This is a genomic window from Amycolatopsis sp. NPDC059235 (assembly GCF_042754125.1).
Classification (GTDB): Bacteria; Actinomycetota; Actinomycetes; order Mycobacteriales; family Pseudonocardiaceae; genus Amycolatopsis; species Amycolatopsis albidoflava.
On the sequence record NZ_JBHZAG010000044.1, the window covers coordinates 54,701 to 75,790 of the forward strand.

6 protein-coding genes and 1 pseudogene are annotated in these 21,090 nt (G+C 72.1%); 3 read left to right on the plus strand and 4 right to left on the minus strand.

The window, feature by feature from the left end:
• Window positions 1–284 precede the first annotated feature (284 nt).
• The 4 genes from ACFXI3_RS26325 to ACFXI3_RS26340 form a co-directional block, all read right to left on the minus strand.
• On the minus strand, window positions 285–2,231 hold the full coding sequence (locus ACFXI3_RS26325) for a potassium transporter Kup (protein ID WP_378402934.1): 1,947 nt from the start codon (window positions 2,229–2,231) through the stop codon (window positions 285–287).
• Between the two features lie 367 nt (window positions 2,232–2,598).
• A complete protein-coding gene (locus tag ACFXI3_RS26330) occupies window positions 2,599–3,843 on the minus strand; it encodes an ISL3 family transposase (RefSeq protein ID WP_378402935.1) in 1,245 nt (414 codons plus the stop codon).
• Window positions 3,774–4,157 (minus strand): transposase family protein, encoded by a 384-nt coding sequence (locus ACFXI3_RS26335; protein ID WP_378402951.1) that lies wholly within the window; start codon window positions 4,155–4,157, stop codon window positions 3,774–3,776. The genes ACFXI3_RS26330 and ACFXI3_RS26335 overlap by 70 nt, the downstream gene beginning before the upstream one ends.
• 102 nt (window positions 4,158–4,259) lie before the next feature.
• A complete protein-coding gene (locus ACFXI3_RS26340; protein WP_378402953.1) occupies window positions 4,260–5,804 on the minus strand; it encodes an ISL3 family transposase in 1,545 nt (514 codons plus the stop codon).
• Between the two features lie 1,033 nt (window positions 5,805–6,837).
• On the opposite strand from ACFXI3_RS26340, the gene ACFXI3_RS26345 reads away from it, so the two are divergent.
• The 3 genes and pseudogenes from ACFXI3_RS26345 to ACFXI3_RS26355 all read left to right on the plus strand — a co-directional run.
• Window positions 6,838–7,020, plus strand: a complete 183-nt coding sequence (locus ACFXI3_RS26345; RefSeq protein WP_378402937.1) for a hypothetical protein — start codon at window positions 6,838–6,840, stop codon at window positions 7,018–7,020.
• 379 nt (window positions 7,021–7,399) lie between these two features.
• On the plus strand, window positions 7,400–7,570 hold the full coding sequence (locus tag ACFXI3_RS26350; protein WP_378402939.1) for a hypothetical protein: 171 nt from the start codon (window positions 7,400–7,402) through the stop codon (window positions 7,568–7,570).
• A gap of 463 nt (window positions 7,571–8,033) precedes the next feature.
• Window positions 8,034–21,090: pseudogene (locus ACFXI3_RS26355) on the plus strand (hypothetical protein); the annotation flags it as partial.

Here is a 21,090-nt window from a genome sequence, read left to right on the forward strand (position 1 = left end):
CCCGCGCCGCCCCGGCCGCACTGACACCAGCCGGCCCGACACCCCCGGCACCGGATTGCCGCAGGGCATCGGCGAGAGCCCGGAGAAGGAACATCCGTCGCAGGGCCGGGGGATCGAACCCCGGGACGGTAACCGCCCGCCGCGTCGACATCGCATCGGCGGGCACGCCGGTTCCGGGAATCATCGGCCACTGGATCGAGCTGGCCGGGCGGAGAAGTGCCGATTGCGCACCGAGCTGGCCGTCTGCCTCGGACGGCAGGCGGGGCGCGGGCCGTCCGGTCCGGCTACAGCTCGATGTGCGACCCCATGATCACGGTGCGGTCGCGGGGCAGGCCGAAGTATTCGGCGGCGTCGGCGGTGACGTGCGACGTCGCGACGAACAGCCGTTTGCGCCAGGCCGCCATCGTGGGCGCTTCGCCGCGCCGGAGTTCGATCTTGGACAGGAAGTAGGAGGCATCGTCCAGGTTGAGCCGGCCCTCGGTGACAGCAGGGTCCAGCCCAGCGAGCGCCGCGGGCACGTCCGGGGTCTCCATGTATCCGAAGCGGGCGGTGACGTGGATGATGCCGTCGTGGCAGCCGAGGTCTTCCACCTCCAGGCGCCGGCCCGGCGGGACGCGCGGCACCGGCTCGGTCTCCAGCGACAGGATGACGACGTGCTCGTGCCGGACGTGGTTGTGGTCGGCGTTCGCTCGCAGTGCCAGCGGCGCGGTTTGCTTGCCTCGGTTGAGGAACACCGCCGTGCCCGGAACCAGTGCTGGTGCCCCGTTTCCCTGAAGTCCGTTCACGAATTCGCGCAGCCCGCCCTCGCGTCGCGTGCGTTCGGCCGTGACGATCCGCCGTCCGCGCTGCCAGGTGGTCATGACCGTGAACGCGGTCAGGCCGATCAGCAGCGGCAGCCAGGCGCCGTGGAGCAGCTTGGTGAGGTTGGCGGCGAAGAACAACAGATCCACGACCAGCAGGACGGTCGCACCGATGGCGATCAGCCACCGCGGGGTCCGCCACGCGGCACGTGCGACGCAGAAGAACAGCAGGGTGGTGATGGTGATCGTGCCGGTCACTGCCATGCCGTAGGCGAATGCCAGCGCGGCGGAGCTGCGGAACGCGAACACGAGCGTCAGCACGGACACCATCAGCAGCCAGTTCACCCACGGCACGTAGACTTGTCCGATCGCCGACTCGGACGTGTGGGCGATCCGCAGCCGCGGCAGGTAGCCTAGCTGCGCGGCCTGCGCGGCGACCGAGTACGCGCCGGTGATCACGGCCTGGGACGCGATGACCGTCGCCGCCGTCGCGAGCAGGATCATCGGCACCCGGCCCCATTCCGGCACGAGCAGGAAGAACGGACCGCCGACGTTGCGCGCGTCGGCGAGAATGAGCGCACCTTGGCCGAAATAGCTGAGCATGCACGAGGGAAAGACCAGCCACATCCAGCTGCGGGTGATCGAGCGGCGACCGAAATGGCCCATGTCGGCGTATAGCGCCTCGGCTCCGGTCACGGCCAGGACCACCGTGGCGAGCGCGAAGAACCCGGTCCCGAAATGCCCGCCCAGGAAGGACAGTGCGTATGTCGGCGACAGCGCCTTCAGGATGTCGGGATGCCCGGCGATCCCGACTGCGCCGCACGCGCCGATGACGAGGAACCACGCGATCATCACCGGCCCGAAGACCCGTCCGACCGCTGCGGTTCCCCGGCGCTGCACCAGGAACAGCACCAGGATGATCAGCGCGGTGATCGGCACGATCCAGCCGTCGAACGCTGGCGAGACGACCTTGAGCCCTTCCACTGCGGACAGCACCGAGATCGCCGGCGTGATCATGCTGTCGCCGAAGAACAGCGCGGCGCCGAAGATCCCCACGCAGGCCAGCACGGCCACCGCACGGCCGCCGCGCTGCCCGCCCCACCGCCGCAACAAGGTGATCAGCGCCATGATGCCGCCCTCGCCGTCGTTGTCGGCGCGCATCGCCAGCAGGACGTAGGTGACCGTCACGACGGTTATCGCCGACCAGAACACCAGCGACACCACTCCGAAGACGTTCTCGGTGCGCACCGCCACCGGATGCGGATCGGCCGTGTCGAACACGGTCTGCAGCGTGTAGATCGGGCTGGTGCCGATGTCCCCGAACACCACGCCCAGCGCGCCGACCACAAGCCCGAACCGCACCACTTCCCGTGCCGGGCCGGCGGCGGATCGAGCCTCTCCGGGTGCGGCCGTCTGCTTGCCACGGGTCACCGCGTGCCTCCTCCGGCCGGACCGCCCAGCCCGGCCAACTCGAGACGGGACCCTACTCAGCCCTGCGCACATGGCACGTCTCGTCGCAGTGGCGTGCCCGTTCGCGCGTCGAAATTGCGCGGCAAGACCGTACTCGGGACCCCGCTGAGGTGTGGCAATGTCGCGGCCGGGAGCCGCCGGGCCGCCTTCGACGGAGTGCTTCGGCCTCGACGTCGTGGCCGGAGGCCAAGGAGCTCTGCAGGCGGAGCGCGTTGTGGCGCAAGGCCGAGCGCTCGTCATTGCTGAGCGGCATGGCATTGGGCCGGGACATCTGTCGGCGGACGCGTGATGATGGCTCTGGCACAAAGTCCGTGATCGTCTCGGCGGGTCAGGTACTGAGCAGGACGCGACGGCGGAGGAGGTCGAAGTTGGCTCGGCCATAGATTTGCCTCTTGATCGCTTTGATGCGGCAGACCGCGCCTTCGACGGCGCCGCTGCTCCAGCCGAGGGTAAGTCCGTTCCGGACGGCGTCGTAGTCCCTGAGCAAGCCGGCCGCGAACCCTTGCAGCTGGGGGACATCGCTGGCTTGGGCATCGGTAATCCACGCGTTCAGGTGCTGGCCGCGGAGTTCGCGCAGCATCCCGGCGAAGTCACCAACTAACCGGTCCACCTTTCGGAGGGTCTGGCAGCGGTCCAGAATCCGCGCAAGGCTCGCCTGTTCCTGCTTGGCGCGTTCGGCTGCTGGGCGGATGATCCAGCTGGTGATCTCGCGCGGCGTGTGCGTCGCCGGTGGTGCAGCGCTGGGCGGCGTGGCAGTGGTTCTCCAGCTTTGCAGCAGTCGGCGGACGGATCGCTTGGAGCCGCGGTAGCCGCGAGTCCGAAGCTCCTCGGCGAGCCGGGCGGCGTTGGTGCAGCCTTCCTGCCAGCGCCGCGCCAGAAAGTCGGTGTGGACGTCGAGCTCACGGTCTCGCCGGGCGACGTCGGTGAGCAGTTCCTCTGCTGTGGCAGCGTTGGCGTAGCGGCGGACGGTCTTGCCGTCCAGGTTCAGCGCCTTGCAGATCGCCGTGATGCCGACACCTCGTTTGTGCAGGGCGTGGACCTCGGCGTAGCGCTGCCGGGTCAGCTCGGCTCTCCGTCCTTCGCCGACGGCGGCCGGCGGGGCTGGCTGAGCGACGGCTTCGGCTGCGGGCTGGTCACGCAGACACTTCTTGTGGGCGCGGACGACCTTGTCGACGGCGTCGGTGAGGTTGTAGAGCAGATGCCAGCGGTCGGCGACCTGGATTGCGTCCGGCGCGCCGAGTCGGGCTCCCTCGGCGTAGGCGCCCGCGCGGTCGCGGCAGATCACCTCGGCACCGGGATGTGCGCGCAGCCAGTCGGCGAACGTGTCTCCCAACCGGTCCGGCAGCACGTCCAGGGGCCGGCGGGTGTGCATGTCGACCACGATGCTGTCGTAGTTGCGGCCGCGGCGGAACGCGAAGTCATCTACCCCGATCACCGACAGGGCGCCGGGTTCAGATACCGGCAGCGCCCGGATCAGCCGCAACAACGTCATCCTCGATACCTCTACGGCCAGTTGCCGGGCCAGCCGTTGCCCCGGCCGGCCACCCAACGCCAGCGCGATCTTCTCCAGCATCCTGCGCGACAGCGAAGTCCGGCGGGCGTGCGGGGCTGTGAGACCGGGGACCTGTTCGGCGAACGTCCGCTGCAGGCAGACCTCAAGTCGCAGGAGAATCGCCGTACCTGCAGGCAGATCACCGTCTCCTGACCCCCGATCGCCGGGTCGGACAGGTATCGGTCGTACCGGCTGTGAACCCGTCCAGACCTGCTCCCGCAGCTGGGACACGCAGCGTCGGGTGCCAGAACGCTCGCCTGCAGCCGAAGAGCGGGTCCCCGTCGGATAATCCGCTCGATCCGCAGCGCCGCCAGATGGGGTAGCAGGACATTCAGGCCAAGATCATCGCACTGCGGACATGATCAACCACCGCACGGAGTTCAGTGTCGTCGGGCACCATCACGGACTTTGTGCCAGAGCCGTGATGAGGCTCTGGCTCAAAGTTTGTGACGTGGGTTCAGTTTCCGAGGAGGATCCGGCGTCGGAGGAGGTCGAAGTTGGCGCGGCCGAACATTTGTCGTTTGAGGGCTTTGATTTTGCAGACGGCGCCTTCGACGGGCACCGCTGCTGAGGGCGAGGGTGAGTCCGTTGCGGACGGCGTCGTAGTCGTTGCTCAGCCCGGCGGCGAACCCTTGAAGCTGGGTGATGTCGCTGGTCCGAGCCTTGGCGATCCAGGCGTCCAGGTGCTGGCCGCGTCGGTGACGCGGCATCCCGCCGAATTCACCGACGAGCTCGTGGACCACACGCAGAACGGGGCAGCGCTCGAGGATCCGCGCGAGATCGGCCTTCTCCTGGTCGGTGCGATCGGCAGCAGGGCGGATGATCCAGCCGGTGACGTGCCGGGGTTTCGGGGTGGTCGTGGCGACGGCGGCGGGCGGTGTGGCGCTGCCGCGCCAGGTTTGCAGAAGCCGCCGGACGGTCCGTTCGCTGCCGCGGTAGCCGCGGTCGCGTAGTTCCTCGGTGAGCCGGGCGGCGTTCGTGCAGCCTTCCTGCCAGCGCTGGACCAGAAACCCGGTGTGCGCGTCGAGGTCTCTTCCTCGCCGGGGAACCTGAGTCAGCAGCTCGTCGGGGGTCTCGGCTCGCGCGTAGCGGCGCACGGTTTTCTCGTCGAGGTTGAGCGCCTTGCTGATGGCCGTGTTGCCGACGCCCTTGTCCCACAGGGCGTGCACTTCGGCGTGCCGCTGACGGGTCAGCTCGGCCCGTCGACCCTCATCGACCGGTGCGGCCGGTTCCGGCTGGGCGACAGCGTCAGCGGCGGGCTGATCGTGCAGGCACTCGCGGTGGGCTCGAACGATCTTGTTCACCGCCTCGGCGAGGTTGTAGAGCAGGTGGAACCGGTCGGCGATCTGGATGGCGTCGGGTGCGCCGAGCCGGGCGCCTTCGGCGTAGCCGCCGGCGCGGTCGCGGCAGATCGCCTCGGCGCCGGGATGAGCGCGCAGCCAGTCGGCGAACGTGTCGCCCAGCCGGTCTGCCAGCACGTCCACCGGCCGGTGGGTGTCCATGTCGATCACGATCGTGCCGTAGGTGTGGCCGCGACGGAACGCGAAATCGTCGACCCCGAGGACTGACGGATTCCCCGGTTCTGGCACCGGAAGCGCCCTGATCAGCCGCAGCAGCGTCGACCGGGATACTTCGGCCGCGAGCTGCCGGCTCAGCCGATGGCCGGGCCTGCCGCCCAGCGCCAGCGCGATCTTCTCGAGCATCCTGCGCAGCAACGGGCTCCGGCGCGCGTGGGCGACGGTGAGACCCGGGACCTGCTCGGCGAACGTTCGCTTCGCGCAGTCGCTGTTGCTGCAGAAGAACCGCCGCACCAGCAGCCGGATCACAGTTTCCTGCCCGCCGACCGCGGGGTCGGCGAGGCAACGCTGGTAGCGGCTGTGCACGCGGCCGGATCGCACTCCGCAACCGGAGCAGACAGCATCGGGCTGAAGGACGCTCGCATGCAGCTCGACCCGCCTGCCTCGCCGAACAACCTGCTCCACGACCAGCGGAGCCAGATGGGGAAACAACGTTTTCAGACCACGATCGTCGCACCACCAACATGATCGACTACGCCACCGACCTGCCGATCACCGGTCGCTACCCCATCACGGACTTTGAGCCAGAGCCAGGACAAACTGACCATTGACAGACATCTGCTGGAACCGCGCCGTGCGGTCGGGATGCGAGGTCTGATCACGGCGAAGGAGCAGGCGGACCGTCTGGGCGCTCGCCCTCCGGATGATCATGGCCAGTGCGATCGCGTCCTCAATGGCCTGATCGGTGCCTTGCCCGATATGCGGCCACTGGGACGAGCCGCCTCGCCAAGCGCTTCGGCGGTTGCGGGATCCGATTCGTCGCCGAACTCCGCGGCCGCGTGCCGGATCGCCTGATGCCGACCGGGATTCGCAACTCGTCGTCGGCGAGGACCGTGGCTGCGCGGTTGATCAGTCGTCCGGCGCGCATCGGATGGAATCTGATCCACCACATGGTTCCGGACGGCCGAGCGGATTCTTCGTCATCCACGACCAGATCGGCAACTGCTTCGGCACCGTGGGCGAAGCGGGTTGCCTACGCTCGTTGTCCTGGTGAAACCCTGTGCAGCGATATCCCGGACCCGGTCCAAACGTGCCATCGGCGTGGCAGGTGGCGGATGTGACGGGGTCCGCCTCGGTTCGCGCACATGTTTCGCGAGATCAGTCGGTTCGGTGCGCGAGTAACGCTGGGCTCTGCGATGATGCGGGCATCGGCTTCGCGAGGGGGTGCGGACCTGCTTGCAGGTCAGGATTTCAATGCCCGTGGGGAGAAGTGCGGTCGCCGCCAGGTCGCCGGTCCTGTCGCTGGTTATCGTCGCTGGCTACGTCGCTATGCGTCACGCTCCGTGACGGGTCACGGCAGTCTTGCCGCGGCTCGTGATGTTCCGAATCGTCGCGTCTCTTGTGGATGGTCAGCTCGCCGGCGGATCGGAGGCGCGGCAGCTGCTCTTCGCTGTCGGCTGTGTGGATCTGCGCGGAGGTTTCTGTCGCGCGTCTTGTTGTGGCGCAGTCGCGGGTCGCGAAGTACGTCTCGCCGCGCAGGTGCGCGGTGGCTGGCGACGAGGAGTTCGTCTTCGGTGCCAGACGCTGCATCGTGCACGAACTGGACGATCCGTGGCGAGGGTTCGTAGCAGCCGTGCTTGTCGGCGATGGCGTCGGCCGTCCGGTACGCGTTGACCAGTAGCCGGGAGCAGGGCGCTCGATGTTCGTGCGGAGAGTCTGTTGCCGGGACCGCTGCGGGTCGACGCCGGTGATCGCGATGAGTCCTGTGGCTGCTGATCGCCGATGCCGAAGACAGGGTGATCGCGGATGCTCCGGGCGGCGCTTTCAGCTGCGGGCGGCAGGTGGGGCGGCCGTCGGGCATGCCGCCGACGTCGGCCGGGCGCCGATGTCTCCGATGGCGCTCGGAGGTATGCAGGGGCAGCAACAGCTGCAGAACGGGCGGATGGCTGCCGTCCCGCGGCGTCGAAGCCGGAGGTTTGGGATTCTGCTTGGTGTCCTGCCTGCCGTGCTGGGGAGGACGCATTGGCCCGGGCGGAGAAATTCCTGGAAAGAGGGAAGTCATGAGCGTCGATTGGGGTTCGCTGGGCGGGGATGCCGGGAAGGGTCTGGCGGATGCGGTGGCCGCGTTGGAGGCGGAGCGTCGCAAACTCGGCGAGCTGGGCCGGGTGCGGGAGGAAGCGTCGTCGGCGGTGGCGCGCCTGTGGCTGGAATCGGTGGTGCCGCTCAGGTGAACGGCGGCGGTGGCGGGCCGGTGCCTCGCTGTCTTCCGCCGTTGCCGGCGGAAGACGGCGAGGCCGGCCGCGCGGTTCGTCGTGGACATCGCTGGAGACGCGGATCCGGCGAGGGGTGATCGCGTCGGTGTTGTTGTGGGGGTGTGGTGTTGTGTGGGGTTTTGGGTGGGTGGGGTTTGTTTGTTGGTGGCAGTTGTTGCTGGTCGGTGGAAGGAGGTGGTGATGGATGGTCAGCAGTGATGAGGCTGGTTCGGGCAAGGGTGGTGATCCTGGCGGTGCGGGCGGTGGCGGTGGGGATGGGAGTGGGCCGGCGGGGCGGGGTGCGGCGGATGCGACGCATTTGCCGGCGGGGTTGCAGAAGTTTTTCAAGGTGACGTGCGGGGCGCAGTGGCCGGAGGGCAATGAGAACGATTTGTGGCGGTTGGCGGATGGGTGGAAGCGGTTTGTGGGGAAGCTTGATGATGTGATCGCTGCGGTGGAGGAGGTGAGCGGTCGGCTGGATCCGGTGTTTCGGGGGCAGACCGCGGACGGGTTGCAGAGTTTTGTGCGGGATCAGGTGTTGAAGAATTTGCATGATTTGCGGGGCGGGGCGGCGGATTTGGAGAAGTCGTGCCGGAATACGGGCGCGGATATCGAAAAAGGCAAGATCATGATGATTGTGGGGGCGTTGTTGTTCCTGGCGACGGTCGTTTCGTTGTTGTGTTCGGTGTTCGGTGCGTTCGCGGTGCCGGCGACGATCGCGGCGGCGCGGGTGGCGTTGCAGTTGATGTGGGTGGCGTTGAGGAACGCGGTGATGCAGGCGACGGTGCGGTCGGTGGCGTTGGGGGCTTCGAAGCTGGTGCTGGAGATCGGGACGCATGCGGCGGCGGGGGCGGGGGTGATGGGCGGTTTGGATCTGACTATTCAGGCGGGTCAGGACGCGGCGGGGCAGCGGGAGGGGATCGACTGGAAGTCGGTGGAGCATTCGTTTGTCGCGGGGGCGGTGGCGGGGGGGACGATGGGGGCGTGGAGCGGGATCGCGAAGAGCGTGGTGTCGTCGGCGGTCACCGACGGTGTGAAGAACGAGCTGAAGAACGTGTTCCCGGAGCTGAAGACGGAGTTGCCGGGGAATCTGGTGGGGGCGGGGCAGATCGGGTTCGCGGTGGGGAATGTGGGTGCGCTGGCGGCGAGCAATCCGCTGGTGTCGCTGGCGCTGAACCAGCCGGTCGATGTGTGGCAGGGGATTCTGGGCGGCCTGGGGCCTTATCACGGCGGCGAGGCGGGCGGCACGGCGATCAATCTGGGGAAGTCGGTGCTCGGCCTGCCGAAGGCGGTCGGCGGTCTGCTGAGCGGTATCCCGGGAGGGCCCGCGTCCGGCGGCGCCGGACGGGGCCGCGGCCCGGACGCGGGATCGGGCGGGAGCGCGCCCGGCGGCGAATCGGCGGCGGGCGGCTGGTCGTTCACCGGCGATCCGGAGAAAGGCGGGTTCGGCGGCGGCGAGAGGCCGGTCGGGGAGCGCCGGGCGTCCTCCGTCGGCGCCGGCGACTCGAGTGCCGCCGGGCGGAACGCGCCCGCGGCTGAGCAGGAGAACCGGGGAGCGCCCGTTGGCCGGGACAGTCGGCCGGACGCCGGCGGCAATGCCGTCTCCGGGGCGCCGGACGGGCGGCCGGTGACCGTGTCCGGGAGGCGGGCGGGGACGCTGTTCGCGAGCGACGGCCGCGGGGCGGGCGTCGACGGGGCGGCCGCCCGCGGCGGGGAGAAGTCCGCCGGCGCCGGGGAGGCGGAATCGCCGCAGGCGGCGACGGCGAACGGAGCGACGGCGAACGGAGCGACGGCGAACGGAGCGGTGTCGAAGGAGACCGCGGAGTTCATCAGCGGCGGCGACGGCACGGCGGCTTCGAAGGGCGGCGAGGCCGGCGGGCAGTCGCATGAGGCGACCGTGTCCGGCGCCCCGGTCCGGTCGCAGGTCGTCAGTGCGGGTCCGGGGACGGTGCGGGAGGACGGGACGCCGCACGGCAGCGCGCTGTCGCACGAGAACGGGCAGGGAATCGGCGGAAAGGATTCCGGGGTCCGCGACGACGCGCTGGGCAGTCAGCGGGCCGGCTCGGCGGATGCGCGGCGGCCAGGGCTGGGACAACAGTCGCCGTCCTCCCCCCGGCCGCAGGCCGAGTCGCCGTCGCCGTCGCCGTCGCCGTCGCCGTCGCCGTCGTCGTCGTCGGGGGCCGGCGCCGGGCCGCGGCCGGAAGCGGCGTTGCCGAGCACGTCGTCGAAAGGCCCGTCCGCGCCGTCGGTCGCGGACGGCGTGCCGCCGGCGGTGTCGTCCAGGACCGGGCCGGCCGCGAGTTCGGAGCCGAGGCCGTCGACCGAGGTCGGCAGCGGAGCGGAGACGTCGGCGGCGCCGTCGAGGCCGGCGCCGCAGGCGACTGCGCAGGAAGGCGGTGCCGGCGGCCCGGCCGGCGGCTCGTCGGAGCGTCCGCCGGCGCCGCCCCCGCGGCCGGACTTGTCCGGGCGGCGAGGCGTGCCGAAGCTGAATCTCGACACGTCGCCGGAGGGGCTGCGCCGCGCGGACGCCGGGCCGGAGCCGGCGGTGCGTCCTGACGGCGATGGTGTGTCGCCGTTGAGTCCGCGTTCTGATGGTGTGTCGCCGTCGGGTTCGCGTTCTGACGGTGTGTCGCCGTGGGGTGCGCGTTCTGACGGTGTGTCGCCGTTGAGCCCGCGGCCGAAGGATTCGCCGCTGTCGGGCGATCCGGCGGCGCAGCGCCCCGGGCCCGGTCCGGAACCGCCGCAGACGGTGTCGGACGTCGCGGTGACCCGGCGTGGCTCCGGCCTGGGCGGGTCGCCGGGCGAAGCCGCGCCGCGCGATGCGCGGCCGGATCGGCCGGAGACCACCGCGGATCTGCAGAAACCGTTGCCGGAGAAGCCGTTGCCGGAGAAGCCGTTGCCGGACAGGCCTGGCGATCGGCCGGACGGGCACGGGCACGGGCACGGGCACGACGCCGGCGGCGGCGGTCAAGGGCACGGCTCCGGGAGCCTGGCGGGGCTGTACGAGGATCACATGGCCTACGAGGAGCGTTTCGGGCCGTCCCGGCCGCGGGATCCCCTGCCGGAAGGGAATCCCGCGCCGGCCGCGGAGCACGAGGCGGGCCGGCGCCGGCCGGAGGGTCGTCCGCCGGAGGAGTCCGAGGGCTATCGTGCGCCGGATCCGGAGCCGCGGCGGCTGGTGGCGGAGGGCGCTCGGTGGGAGAGCGGTCGCGGGGGCTGGCTGGTGGCGCAGGGCGCGGGGCGGATCGATCGGGGGCGTCCGGGCCGGGGGCGGTTCGTGGATGTGCCGCCGGGGTCGGTGGCGGTGGCGGACGCGAAGGGGACGCTGCAGCATGTGGTGCGTCCGGACGGGACGAGTTTCGAGCGCGGGCTGGACGGGCGGTGGGGCCGGGGGCGGGCGAAGCCGGGGGAGCTGATCGTGAAGAAGCTGGACAAGCAGAAGGCGCTGAAGCTGGAGGACGGGTCGCGGGCGGTGCTGCCGCCGGAGAGCGAGCTGGTGTACGACAAGGTGACGCGGCGTCCGGTGGCGTACCGGCAGCTGAAGACCGGTGCGGGGGACTGGCTGGAGGAGCCGGTGACGTATCTGCGCGAGGGGAAGGGCTGGGTCAAGACGCGGGATCCGGTGGCGCCGGCCGCGCACGAGGCGTGGCTGGCGGCGGCGAACAAGGCGCACGAGGCGGCGCGGTCGCTGCACGACGTCGTGGACCGTTCCGGCGGTCATCTGCCACCGGAGGAGCGGCTGGTGAATCTGACCGACGAGCGGCTGAAGGAGCTGATGCACGGGACGCCGGAGCGGCCGCCGACCTACGACGAGGTCGCGGCGGCGGTCCACGAGATGGCGCGGCGCAAGGGCGGCATCACGTTGCGGTGGACGCAGACGCACGCGTCGGACGCGATGCGCCGCGGCAAGGTGGTGGACATGGGCGCGGGGGAGGGGAAGTCGTGGATGTTCCTGGTCGACGCGGCCCGCAAGGCGCTGGACCCGGGCAACGACGCGGTGCTGATGGTGTCCTCGACCAAGGACGTGCTGGCCGATCACGAGTACCGGCAGTACGTGAAGCTGCTGGCGCCGTTCGGGATCGACGTGGTCCGGATGGATTCGGACGCGCCGCCGCCGCCGAAGCGGCCGGGGGTGCCGATGATCGCGGTGGGCACGCACTCGGACCTGCACTTCACGATGCTCAAGCACGACGACAAGGTGCCCGGGCACGGCGGCACGGGCCGGATCCTGGTGCTGATCGACGAGATCGACCAGCTGAAGTACGAGCACATGAAGTTCGTCCTGGCCCACAGCCAGGGCGAGAAGGCCGACCGGGCGACCTTCGACGAGGTCGACTTCGCCGGGGGCCTGCTGCGCCGGCTGGCCGCGGACGGGACGGTGTCGGTCCGGGACTTCGGCCGCCGGCCGGGGCCGGCCGACAGCGAGGTCCCGCTCGAGCTGACCCCGGAGGGGGCGGAGAAGTTCACCCGGGCGAACAAGGGGGTGCCGCTGACCGGGCAGCAGGTCCATCGGGTGACGATGGCCGCTTTGGCGAAGTGGGAGTACGTGGAGGACGAGCATTACGTGATCGACCGCGGGGAGCGGACCTGGGGGACGGCGGAGGTGCCGCACGGAGCCGGGATCAAGATCGTCGACCAGCACACCCACCAGGTGATGCACGACCCGAAGAAGTCGACCTCGGACGGGGTGACCGAGTCGCGGTGGGAGAAGGGGCTGGCCCAGGCCATCGAGTGGGAGAAGGGCCTGGTCGTGCGGGCGGACACGGAGAGCAGCAAGCAGCTCTCCGCGATGGAGGTGTACACGAGGAAGGACCTGTTCCACGGCGTGACCGGGGCGTCGGGCACGGCGCTGGGCAAGAACGAGTTCTACAAGTCGATGGGCGCGTCGGACGAGATCGTGGCGGTCGATCCCTACTACGAGAACCGGCTGCAAAGACTGCCGGACAAGTTCACCCTCGCCCAGGACGAGAAGATCAGGCTGATCGCCGCGGACCTGGTCGCGCTGAAGAAGGAGACGAATCAGCCGCAGGTGGTGGTGACGCATCTCAACAGCCTGCCGAAGAAGATCTCGCAGGCGCTGCCGCCGGGGTTCGAGCACACGGTGGTCGACGCGAAGTGGGACCTGATGCAGGGGCCGGACGCGGCGGAGGCGTGGGAGAAGGTGGTCGCGGAGCACGGTGCGCCGGGCAAGGTGCTGATCGTGAACATGAAGATGGGGCGCGGGGTGGACATCAAGCCGACCGACGCGGCGAAGGCGCTGGGCGGGATCCGGTTCCTGATCACGGCGCACCTTTTGCTGCGGGACCTGGAGATCCAGATCGAGAAGCGGGGCGGCCGCAGCGGCAACAAGGACGAGTACCGGTATTATCCGTCGGCCGACGACAAGGCGTACGCGCTGTCCAAGCGCCCGGACGTGCAGCTCTCGCTGATCCAGTACCAGCTCGCGGCCGCCGAGCACGAGCTGGATCCCACCGCCGCGACCGGCCGGGCTGTCGCGGATGCCGAGCACCGGCTGCTGAACGTGGACCTGCCGCAGCTGCAGGCGCAGGCGGAGAAGGCGATGGGCGTGCACCGGGACCGGGCGAACCTGCCCAACGCGCCGCCCGGGCAGTCCGCCGCCCGGCCGGCCGGCGGGTTCGCCGGGCCCGGCGAGCACCCGCCCGGGCTGCCTCCGCCCGAACGCCGCGATTCGGCGGGCACCACGGACGGCACGGACGGCACGGACGGCACGGACGGCACGGACGGCACGGACGCGTCGCCGCCGGTCTCTCCGGTCTTCAGCGAGACGGTCCCGTCGTCGCCGGCTTCGAGCGCGCCGTCCTCGGCGCCGTCGTCGCCCGCCTTGGCCGTGCCTCCTGCGGAGCCCGTCCCGGAAGCCGGGCCGGAGCCGTCCGGGACTGCGCCCGATGTCCGCGGCGGAGGGTGGTGGACGCCGGTGTTCGACCTGGGCGCCGCGTTCGGCATGCACGACCGGCTGAGGAAGGTCCTTCCGCAGGAACTGGTCGACCAGTGGGGCAACGCGGTCGTCCGGCTGGGCGACACCGGCCTGTCGTCGGCGGATCTCGCCGGCCTGATCACGCGCACGGACGGCATTTTCGCGCAGCACCCGCCGGTCTCGTCCGTCCCGGCGCCCGGCGCCGCGCCGGCCGCCGAGGCCGAGGCCCTCGAGACCGAGGCGCTCAAGACCGGCGCGCTCAAGACGATCGTCTGGGACCGGCTGGTCGGCGAACGGCAGCACGGCGCCGGCGACACCGGCGCCTACCGGCTCGCCGGGGACTTGGTCGCCGAGGCCGGCAGACCGCATCTGGACCCCGCGGTCGCCGCGCTCCTGCCGCCGGGGAGGGAGGCGGGCTGGCGCGACGCCGCGACCCGGTTGGGCGAGGCCCGGACCGCCTTGCCGGCGCCGGTGGTCGAGGGCCTGTCCCGGATCGCGGACCAGATCTATGCCCGGTACGCGCCGGCCGCGCCGGCGGCCGAGGGCGCGCCGACGCCGACGCCGACGCCGACGCCGACGCCGACGCCGACGCCGGCGGAGCTGGCGGGGCTGGCGGGGCGGGACCGGGCGCTGAGGGCGCTGGTGCTGGACCGGCTGGTCGCCGACCGGGGCGCGTCGGACCCGTTGGCCGGCGCGCACGGGCTGGCCCGGCGGCTGGCGGGCGAAGTGCGGGCCGCCGACGCGGCCCGGGCGGCGTCGGATGCTGCCGGCGACGCGCCGGACGCGGGCGGAGAGCACGCCGAACCTGCTGCCGAGGGCTCGCCGGGCACTGCGGCAGACCGCGCGGGTCGTGCCGCCGGCGGCTCGCCGGGCGCTCCTGCGGACCGCCCGGACCCGGTGCCCGGCAGCTCGCCGGGCACTGCCGCGGATCACCGGGATTCTCCTGCGGCGCGCCCTCGTCCGCCGGATGCGGCGGGCGGGCCGGTGCGCGCCGGCGGCGTTGCCGCGCCGGCGGCCGCGGCCGCTGCGGCGGAGGTGTGGTTCCCGGGCGGTTCGAGGGCGGTCGGGAAAGACGGGTCCGCGCGGCTGGCGGGCCCGGTGCGCGCCTGGGTCGACGCGGCGGTCGCGGCCCGCGCCGCGGGCGAGGAGCTGCCGCCGTACCGGGTGACCGGCTGGGGCAACGGCGGGTCGCTGCGCGGCGAAGGCCGGGCGCGCGACACCGGGCAGCGGCGGGCGGACGCCGTGGCGGCCGAGTTCGCGCGGCAGGCCGAGGCGCTGCTGGGGACCCGGCCGGGCGGCGACGCGATCACGCCGGCCGAGGTCCGCGCGGCCGCGCGGATCCGCTCGGGCGGGAGCCGGTTGCCGGAGAACCTGGTGCGGCCGGGGGTTGCGGCGGAGGACCAGCGGCGCCGGGTGCTGGTGGAGGTTCCGCCCGCCGCGGCGCCGGCGCGGCCGGGGGACGCGGCGGACTGGTCGCGGCGCGGGGAGTTGTCGTCGCGGGACCTGTCGCGGCTCGGGGGGGTGCTCGATCGGCTGCGGGCCGGGGACGTGGCGTTCGCCGGGACGCCGGGTGCGGTGGCGGCCGAGTTCGGGATCGGCGAAGGCGACGCGCGGCGGCTGCTCGACGCGGCGGTCGATCGTTCCCGGCAGGAAGCGCGCGGACGCGGCGAGTTCCCCAGCCGGAAGGCGGTGGCCCGCCGCTACCGCTACCGCCGCGAGCCGGGCACGGCCGTCCCGCCGCAACCGGTCCGGGACCGGGCGGCGTCCCGGGCGGGGTTGAGCCTGGCGGAGGCGCTGGCGTTGCCGGCGGGGTCGGTGGTGAGCGCGGACAGCTTCGCGGATCCGGCGGACGCGCCGCGGTATTTCGCGGCGCGTCATCCGGGCATGGAGCGGGTGAACCGGGACGGGCACACCGAGAACTGCCTGGAGGCGTCGGTGCAGCTGTCGTTCTCGTTGCTGGAAGGGACCGCGTTCGTCGCGGGCGGGTCGGGCAAGGACCTGGAAGCGCGGGAGGTCGAGGAGCTGGCTTCGGCGAAGTCGGCGGACGTGTCGCCGGCGCGGATCGAGGAGCACATGCGGGGGCAGCAGACCGGCGCGGCGGGCCTGGTGTTCCTGGGCGGGGATCGTCGGGACGGGCACTGGGTGCTGGTGCGCAAGGACGAGCGCGGTGTCGTGGAGTATTTGGACGGGCAGGCCGCGACCGTGCCCCGGCTTGCCGGGAAGAGCGTGGTCGGGTTCATTCCCCTTGCCTGGACCGGAGCGGCCGAGCTGCCCGCGCCGCAGCGGCTGGACCCGACGCTGGTGGGCGGCGAGGTCCCGGCGGCCGACCGGCTGGCGCTGCACCCGGTGCTGAACCGCTGGAAGAACGAGACCGGCGACGGGCCGGTGATCGCCGGCACGATCCCGTCTCGGAAATCGTGGTGGGGAATGTCGAAGACTCCGCCGGAGGCGATCAGGTTCCGCGCGAAGGACGTGTGGAGCCAGGCGGTGCGCGACCGCAACGGGCTCCCGGCCGGCGTCCTGTTCAGCGACCGGGGCGGCGGTGCGCGGGTTCAAGGCGCGTGGAGCAGCCCGGAGCACGGCGGGTCCCGCTACACCTGGCGGGCGCTCGACAAGGACGACCGGCCGGAGACGTTCGACCGCGTCATGCCGCGGAGCAGGGCGGGGCTGCCGGGCCGGGTGCAGGCTCCCGGCTCGGGGGACTACGAGCGGCATCCGCTGGGGCCGATCCATTTCTTCACGCACGGGTCGAGGCAGGCGCATCTCTCGGTGACCCTGCCGGCCGGGACGGAGCTGGTCGGCGGGCGGCGGCTGGCGAAGGACACCGAAGTCGCGGTCTCGGCGAGCGGGTTCGCGCATGTGCTGGACCAGTCCGCGGCGTTCCGGACGGCGTTCCGGACCCGGCCGGACTCGTCGCTGGTGGCGACCGCGTGTTTCGCGGGCTCGTCCGGCGCGGGGAACGCGTTGATGCGGACGCTCTACCGGAAGCTCGGCTACGTCAACGACGCTCATTTCACGGTGGGCACCAGCGCGTTCGAGCCGGAGGCGCGGGCGGGGTCCTCGGCTGCGGTCGGCGACCACTTTCCCGGGGGGGAGGGCTGGTGGACGACGGTGTCCAGGGGGGCGAAGGGTTTTCCGGAGAGCCGGATCGCGGAGGACACCGCGTATCCGGAGTTCGCGCGGCACGCGCTGCTGAGCCTGCGGGCGCGGGACGGCTATCTGGGGCGGCAAGAAGATCTGCGGCGGGAGCTGGTCGAGGATCCGGAGCTGCGGCCTGCGGCGGGGGTGAACCGGGACCTGCTGGACCGGGGCGCGCGGGGGCATGTGCGGAACGGGTTCGCGTCGATGCTGGCGGCGGCGCAGTCGATCAAGGACGGTGTGACGGCGCCGGCGCTGCCGGGCGGTCCGGTGTCGGTCGGGGAGGCGGAGAAGCTGCTGGGCGGGGAGATGGTCGGCGCTCCGCTGGAGGAGATCGAGCGGCATCTGGGCCGGCCGGAGCAGCCGGCGGGGGCGCAGGGCGCGGTGCTGTTCGACGGGCAGTGGCTGCTGGCGCACAAGACCAGCGACGGCACGGTCCGTTTCGTCGACGGCCACCGCGGGCAGATGGCCGATCTGCGCACCGGGCTGGGCCGCGACGGGCAGGGGAACCCGGTCCACGGCCCGTCGGGGTTCATGCCGCTGCCGGGCACGGGCGCTCTGCCGCTGGGCAACCAGCGCCTCGACCCCACGCTGCGCGGCGGCGCCGACGACGGTGCCGCCCGGCCGGCCCCGGTCGTGCGGCCGGGGCCGTCGGCCGCTTCGTCTTCGTCTTCCGCGGCGGGTTCGGCTGGGGTGGGGGCGGCGGTTCCGGTGTTGGGTGTGTTTCCGGTGTGGGAGGACGCGGGGCAGCGGCGGGCGTGGGAGGTGCTCACCGCGGATTCGGGTGTGCGGTCGGCGGGGGAGTTGGCGGATCGGCTGGCCGGGATGGGGGTGGTGCTGGGGCCGGAGCAGGTGAGGGAGGTGGTGGCGGGGTTTGCGCGGTGGACGGCGGGGTGGGCGGCCGAACCGGCGCGGGAGGTGCTGGCGGCGGCGGCGGGGCGGTACGAGGAGGTCGCGGGGGGCGGTGCGGCTGAAGGGGAGGTCCGGGATTTGGGGGCGGAGCCGGTGTTGCGGCGGTGGGCGGAGGGCAGGTTGGGAGGCACGGATCCGGGGTGGGGCGAGGCGGGGGAGCCTCGGGTGCGGCAGGCGATGGCGTTGCTGGGACATCGCTGGGACGGCAGCGAGAGCCCGGTGATCCGGGTCTCCACGAACGGCGTGGTGGCGGATCTGCCGGCGAACGCGCAGAAGGCGCTGAACCGTCTGCTGGACCACGGCCCGGGGTTCCTCAGCGACATCATCGCGGCGATCACCCCCGCGGACAGCAGCTCCGAACCGAAGAACAAGAACACACTACGAGGCAACGCCGAGCACGCGCGGGGCTTGCTGGCCAAGTACAAGCTGGTCGACGCGGACAATGACGGCACGCTGGCGAAGCCTCGCTACCGTTACCGGGCCGCGGTGCCGCCGAAGGGCGGGCTGGTCGTGGCGGACCCGACCCCGCCGAAGGAACTGGTGCGCAGGTTGCTGTCCGGCAATCCGGACCGGGCGTACACCAATCTCCAGATCACAGAGGCGACCTCCCTCACCCCCCACCAGGTGCGTGACGCGTTGAAGGTGGTGCGTACAAAGCCGGGGAAGACCGCGTCGGGCGTGGCGACCCACCAGTTCGAGCCGGAGCCGGCAGGGGCTCCGGCAGGGGCGGGCAGTGTGGGGGAGCGGGCGGTGAAGCTTCTCGGGGAGGAGGACCTTCGGGGGCGGTGGTGGACTGCCCGCGAGATCGCCGAGCGCATCAGTGCCCAAGCGAATCAGGTGACCACAACTCTCAAACAACGACAGGACGTGAAGAACGGCACGAACGCTGCGGGGGTGGCGGTGTTCATGGTGGGCGAGCCGGTGGCGACGCCGGTTCCGGTGGCGTTGGGGGTGGTGCCGGAGGGGTTCGATGCGGTTGAGGCGCGGGCGTGGGGTGTGCTGGCGGGGGCGGCGGGGGTGCGGTCGGCGGGGGGGTTGGCGGGGAGCGTGGCGGCGGCGGGCGGGGGTGTGCTGGGGTCGGGTCAGGGGCGGCGGGTGGTGGCGGAGTTCGTGCGGCGGGTGGCGGGGTTGGCGGGGGATGCGGTGCAGCGGGAGGTGCTGGTGGCGGCGGCGGCGCGGTACGAGGAGCTGGGGGGGGCGGATCCGGTCGGCGGGGCCGACGCGGGTTTCGGGTTCGGCGCGGGCGGGGGGTCCGGGGGTGTCCGGGATCTGGCGGGGGAGCCGGTGTTCCGGCGGTGGATGGCGGGCCGGCTGCGCGGGGGCGGCGCGGTGGGGGAGCGGGCGGGGCAGGCGCTGGCGTTGATGGGGTACCGGTGGGACGGCAGCGAGAATCCGGTGATCCGGGTGTCCACCGACGGCGTGGCGGCGGATCTGCCGGAGAACGAGCAGAGGGTGCTGGACCATCTGCTGGACCGCGGCGGCCCCGCCACGCACGGCGGCATTGTCGACGCGGTGAAGGGAGCGGTGAAGTGGCGCGGGGCGCTGACCCGGTTGGCGATGTACGGCCTGGTCCGCAGGAGCGAGCCCAGCCCGGGCCGGTTCGTCTACGAGGCCGTGCCGCCGCCGGTGGACGGGCTGGTCCATGCCGAGGGGGCGACAGCACGGGAACGGATACTGGAGCTGTTCTCCGGCAATCCGGGCCGCGGGTTCACCCGCGACGAGGTCCGTGACGCATTGCCGGGCATCATTTCGTCCACGTTTAGCAGCATCTGGACCGCGTTGGTCGACAGCGGCGTGCTGAAGCTGGATGGTGCGCGGTACCGGCTGGCCTCGGAAGAAGAGGGGCCGGGAGCAGGGGGAGAGCGGGGCAAACGCCAGCAGCGCCAAGGCGAGGGCGATGCGCGCAAGCGGAGGCGTTTGCCGGGTCCGGTGTCGCCGGCGGAAGGTCCGGTGGTTCCGGCTGGCGGGCAGACGGCGGCACCCGCGCCGGCCCTGGCGCTGCGCCCGGCACCGGGGCCGACACCACCCGCCCCGACGGTGCCGGTGCCGGTGGGGCGGGTGGTGTCGGGGTTGTTGGGTGTGGAGAGCGGGGTGTCGGCGGGGCGGGCGGTGGCGTTGGCGGGGTTGGGTGCGGTGTTGGCGGGGGAGGTGCTGGCGGAGGCGTTGGAGGAGGGCGGGGGAGAGTCGACAGCGTCGGTGGGGGGTCGGGGGTTGCGGGTGCGGGGGTATTTCGTGATGGGGGTGGAGGGGAACGGCGAGTTTGAGGCGTCGGTGATCGAGGCGTTCCGGCAGGGGATGCAGGACTGGTTGCTGGCGGCCGGGGTGTCGGCCGGGCCGGCGGAGGAGACGGTGCATACGGCGCTGCTGACTCGGGTGGAGTTCGATCCGGTGGCGGTGGCGTTGGGGGATCCGCGGGCGGGGTCGTTCGTGGCGTGGCTGGGCGGTGCGGAGCCGCCGGCGCCGGGTGTGGTGGCGCCGGCGGAGGTGGTGAGTTCGGAGGATTTGGTGTCGGGGCGGGTGCGGGCGGAGGAGATCGGGATGGTGTCGTTGTTCCGGGGGGATGGCCGGTATGCGGGGACGGCGTTCCCGGGTCCGGCTGCGGAGGGGTCGGGGGTGCGGGATGAGCGGTCGGTGCTGGAGGAGGCGTTCGAGTACGGGGCTGCGGAGGGGGAGCTGGGGCCGTTGGGCGGCCGGTTCGCGGTGGTGATGCATCACGGCGGGCGGGGGTTGCGGGCGTGGTCGCCGGATCTGTCGCGGGAGTTCTGGCTGACGTCGTCGGCGGCGGCGTATCTGGTGTGGCTGGACGCGGTGCGGAATCTGGGGGAGATGCCGGGGCCGTGGGTGTGGTTGTCGTGCTGGCCGGCGGGTTCGCAGGGCACGCGGGACGAGTTGGCGCAGGCGTTCGCTTTGCACGGTGTGGGGGTGGGTTTCCTGCCCTGGGCCCGGACTCAGGTGCAGCGTGCCGGCGCGGTCCTGCAGTTGGGCGAGGGCGAAGCGGTCGCGCCCGGGGCCTTCGCCCTCGGCCCACAGGACAACACGAATCAGGTCGCTCCCGCAGCTGGCCCCGCGGGAGAGGCCGAGGTGCCAGCGGAACCGGGGCGGACGACGGAGCCGCGTTCCGAGAGACGCGAGCCCCGTGCATTCGTCTCAGCGCCCGGGATCGGTCCGGCGGATCCGGGCGAGGGTGCGGCGGTGCCGGGCCGGGCCGAGGGGATTCCGGCGCTGCAGGTGCCGCCGGACGGATTCGGGCCGGTGCAGCAGTCGGCATGGGCGGGGCTGGTGCGGGCAGGGGAGCCCGCCCCGGGCACGTTCGCGCTCGGCGACGACGCGCAATCCGGGCAGCGGCCGAGGAAGTCGATGCCTGCAGGGACGAGTGAACCCGCTGCGTCCGGCTCGGCGTCTGGAACTGGCCAGGCTGCGGATCCGGGCGAGGGTCGGGCGGGATCGGGCGCGGTTGAGGAGGTCCCGGCGCTGGAGGTGCCGCCGGACGGGTTCGGGCCGGTTCAGCAGTTGG

What these genes read in the sequence shown, in the direction of transcription:
- ACFXI3_RS26330 (WP_378402935.1), bottom strand. Translation starts at nt 3,843, where the DNA reads ATGCTGGAGAAGATCGCGCTGGCGTTGGGTGGCCGGCCGGGGCAACGG.
- ACFXI3_RS26350 (WP_378402939.1), top strand. Translation starts at nt 7,400, where the DNA reads ATGAGCGTCGATTGGGGTTCGCTGGGCGGGGATGCCGGGAAGGGTCTG.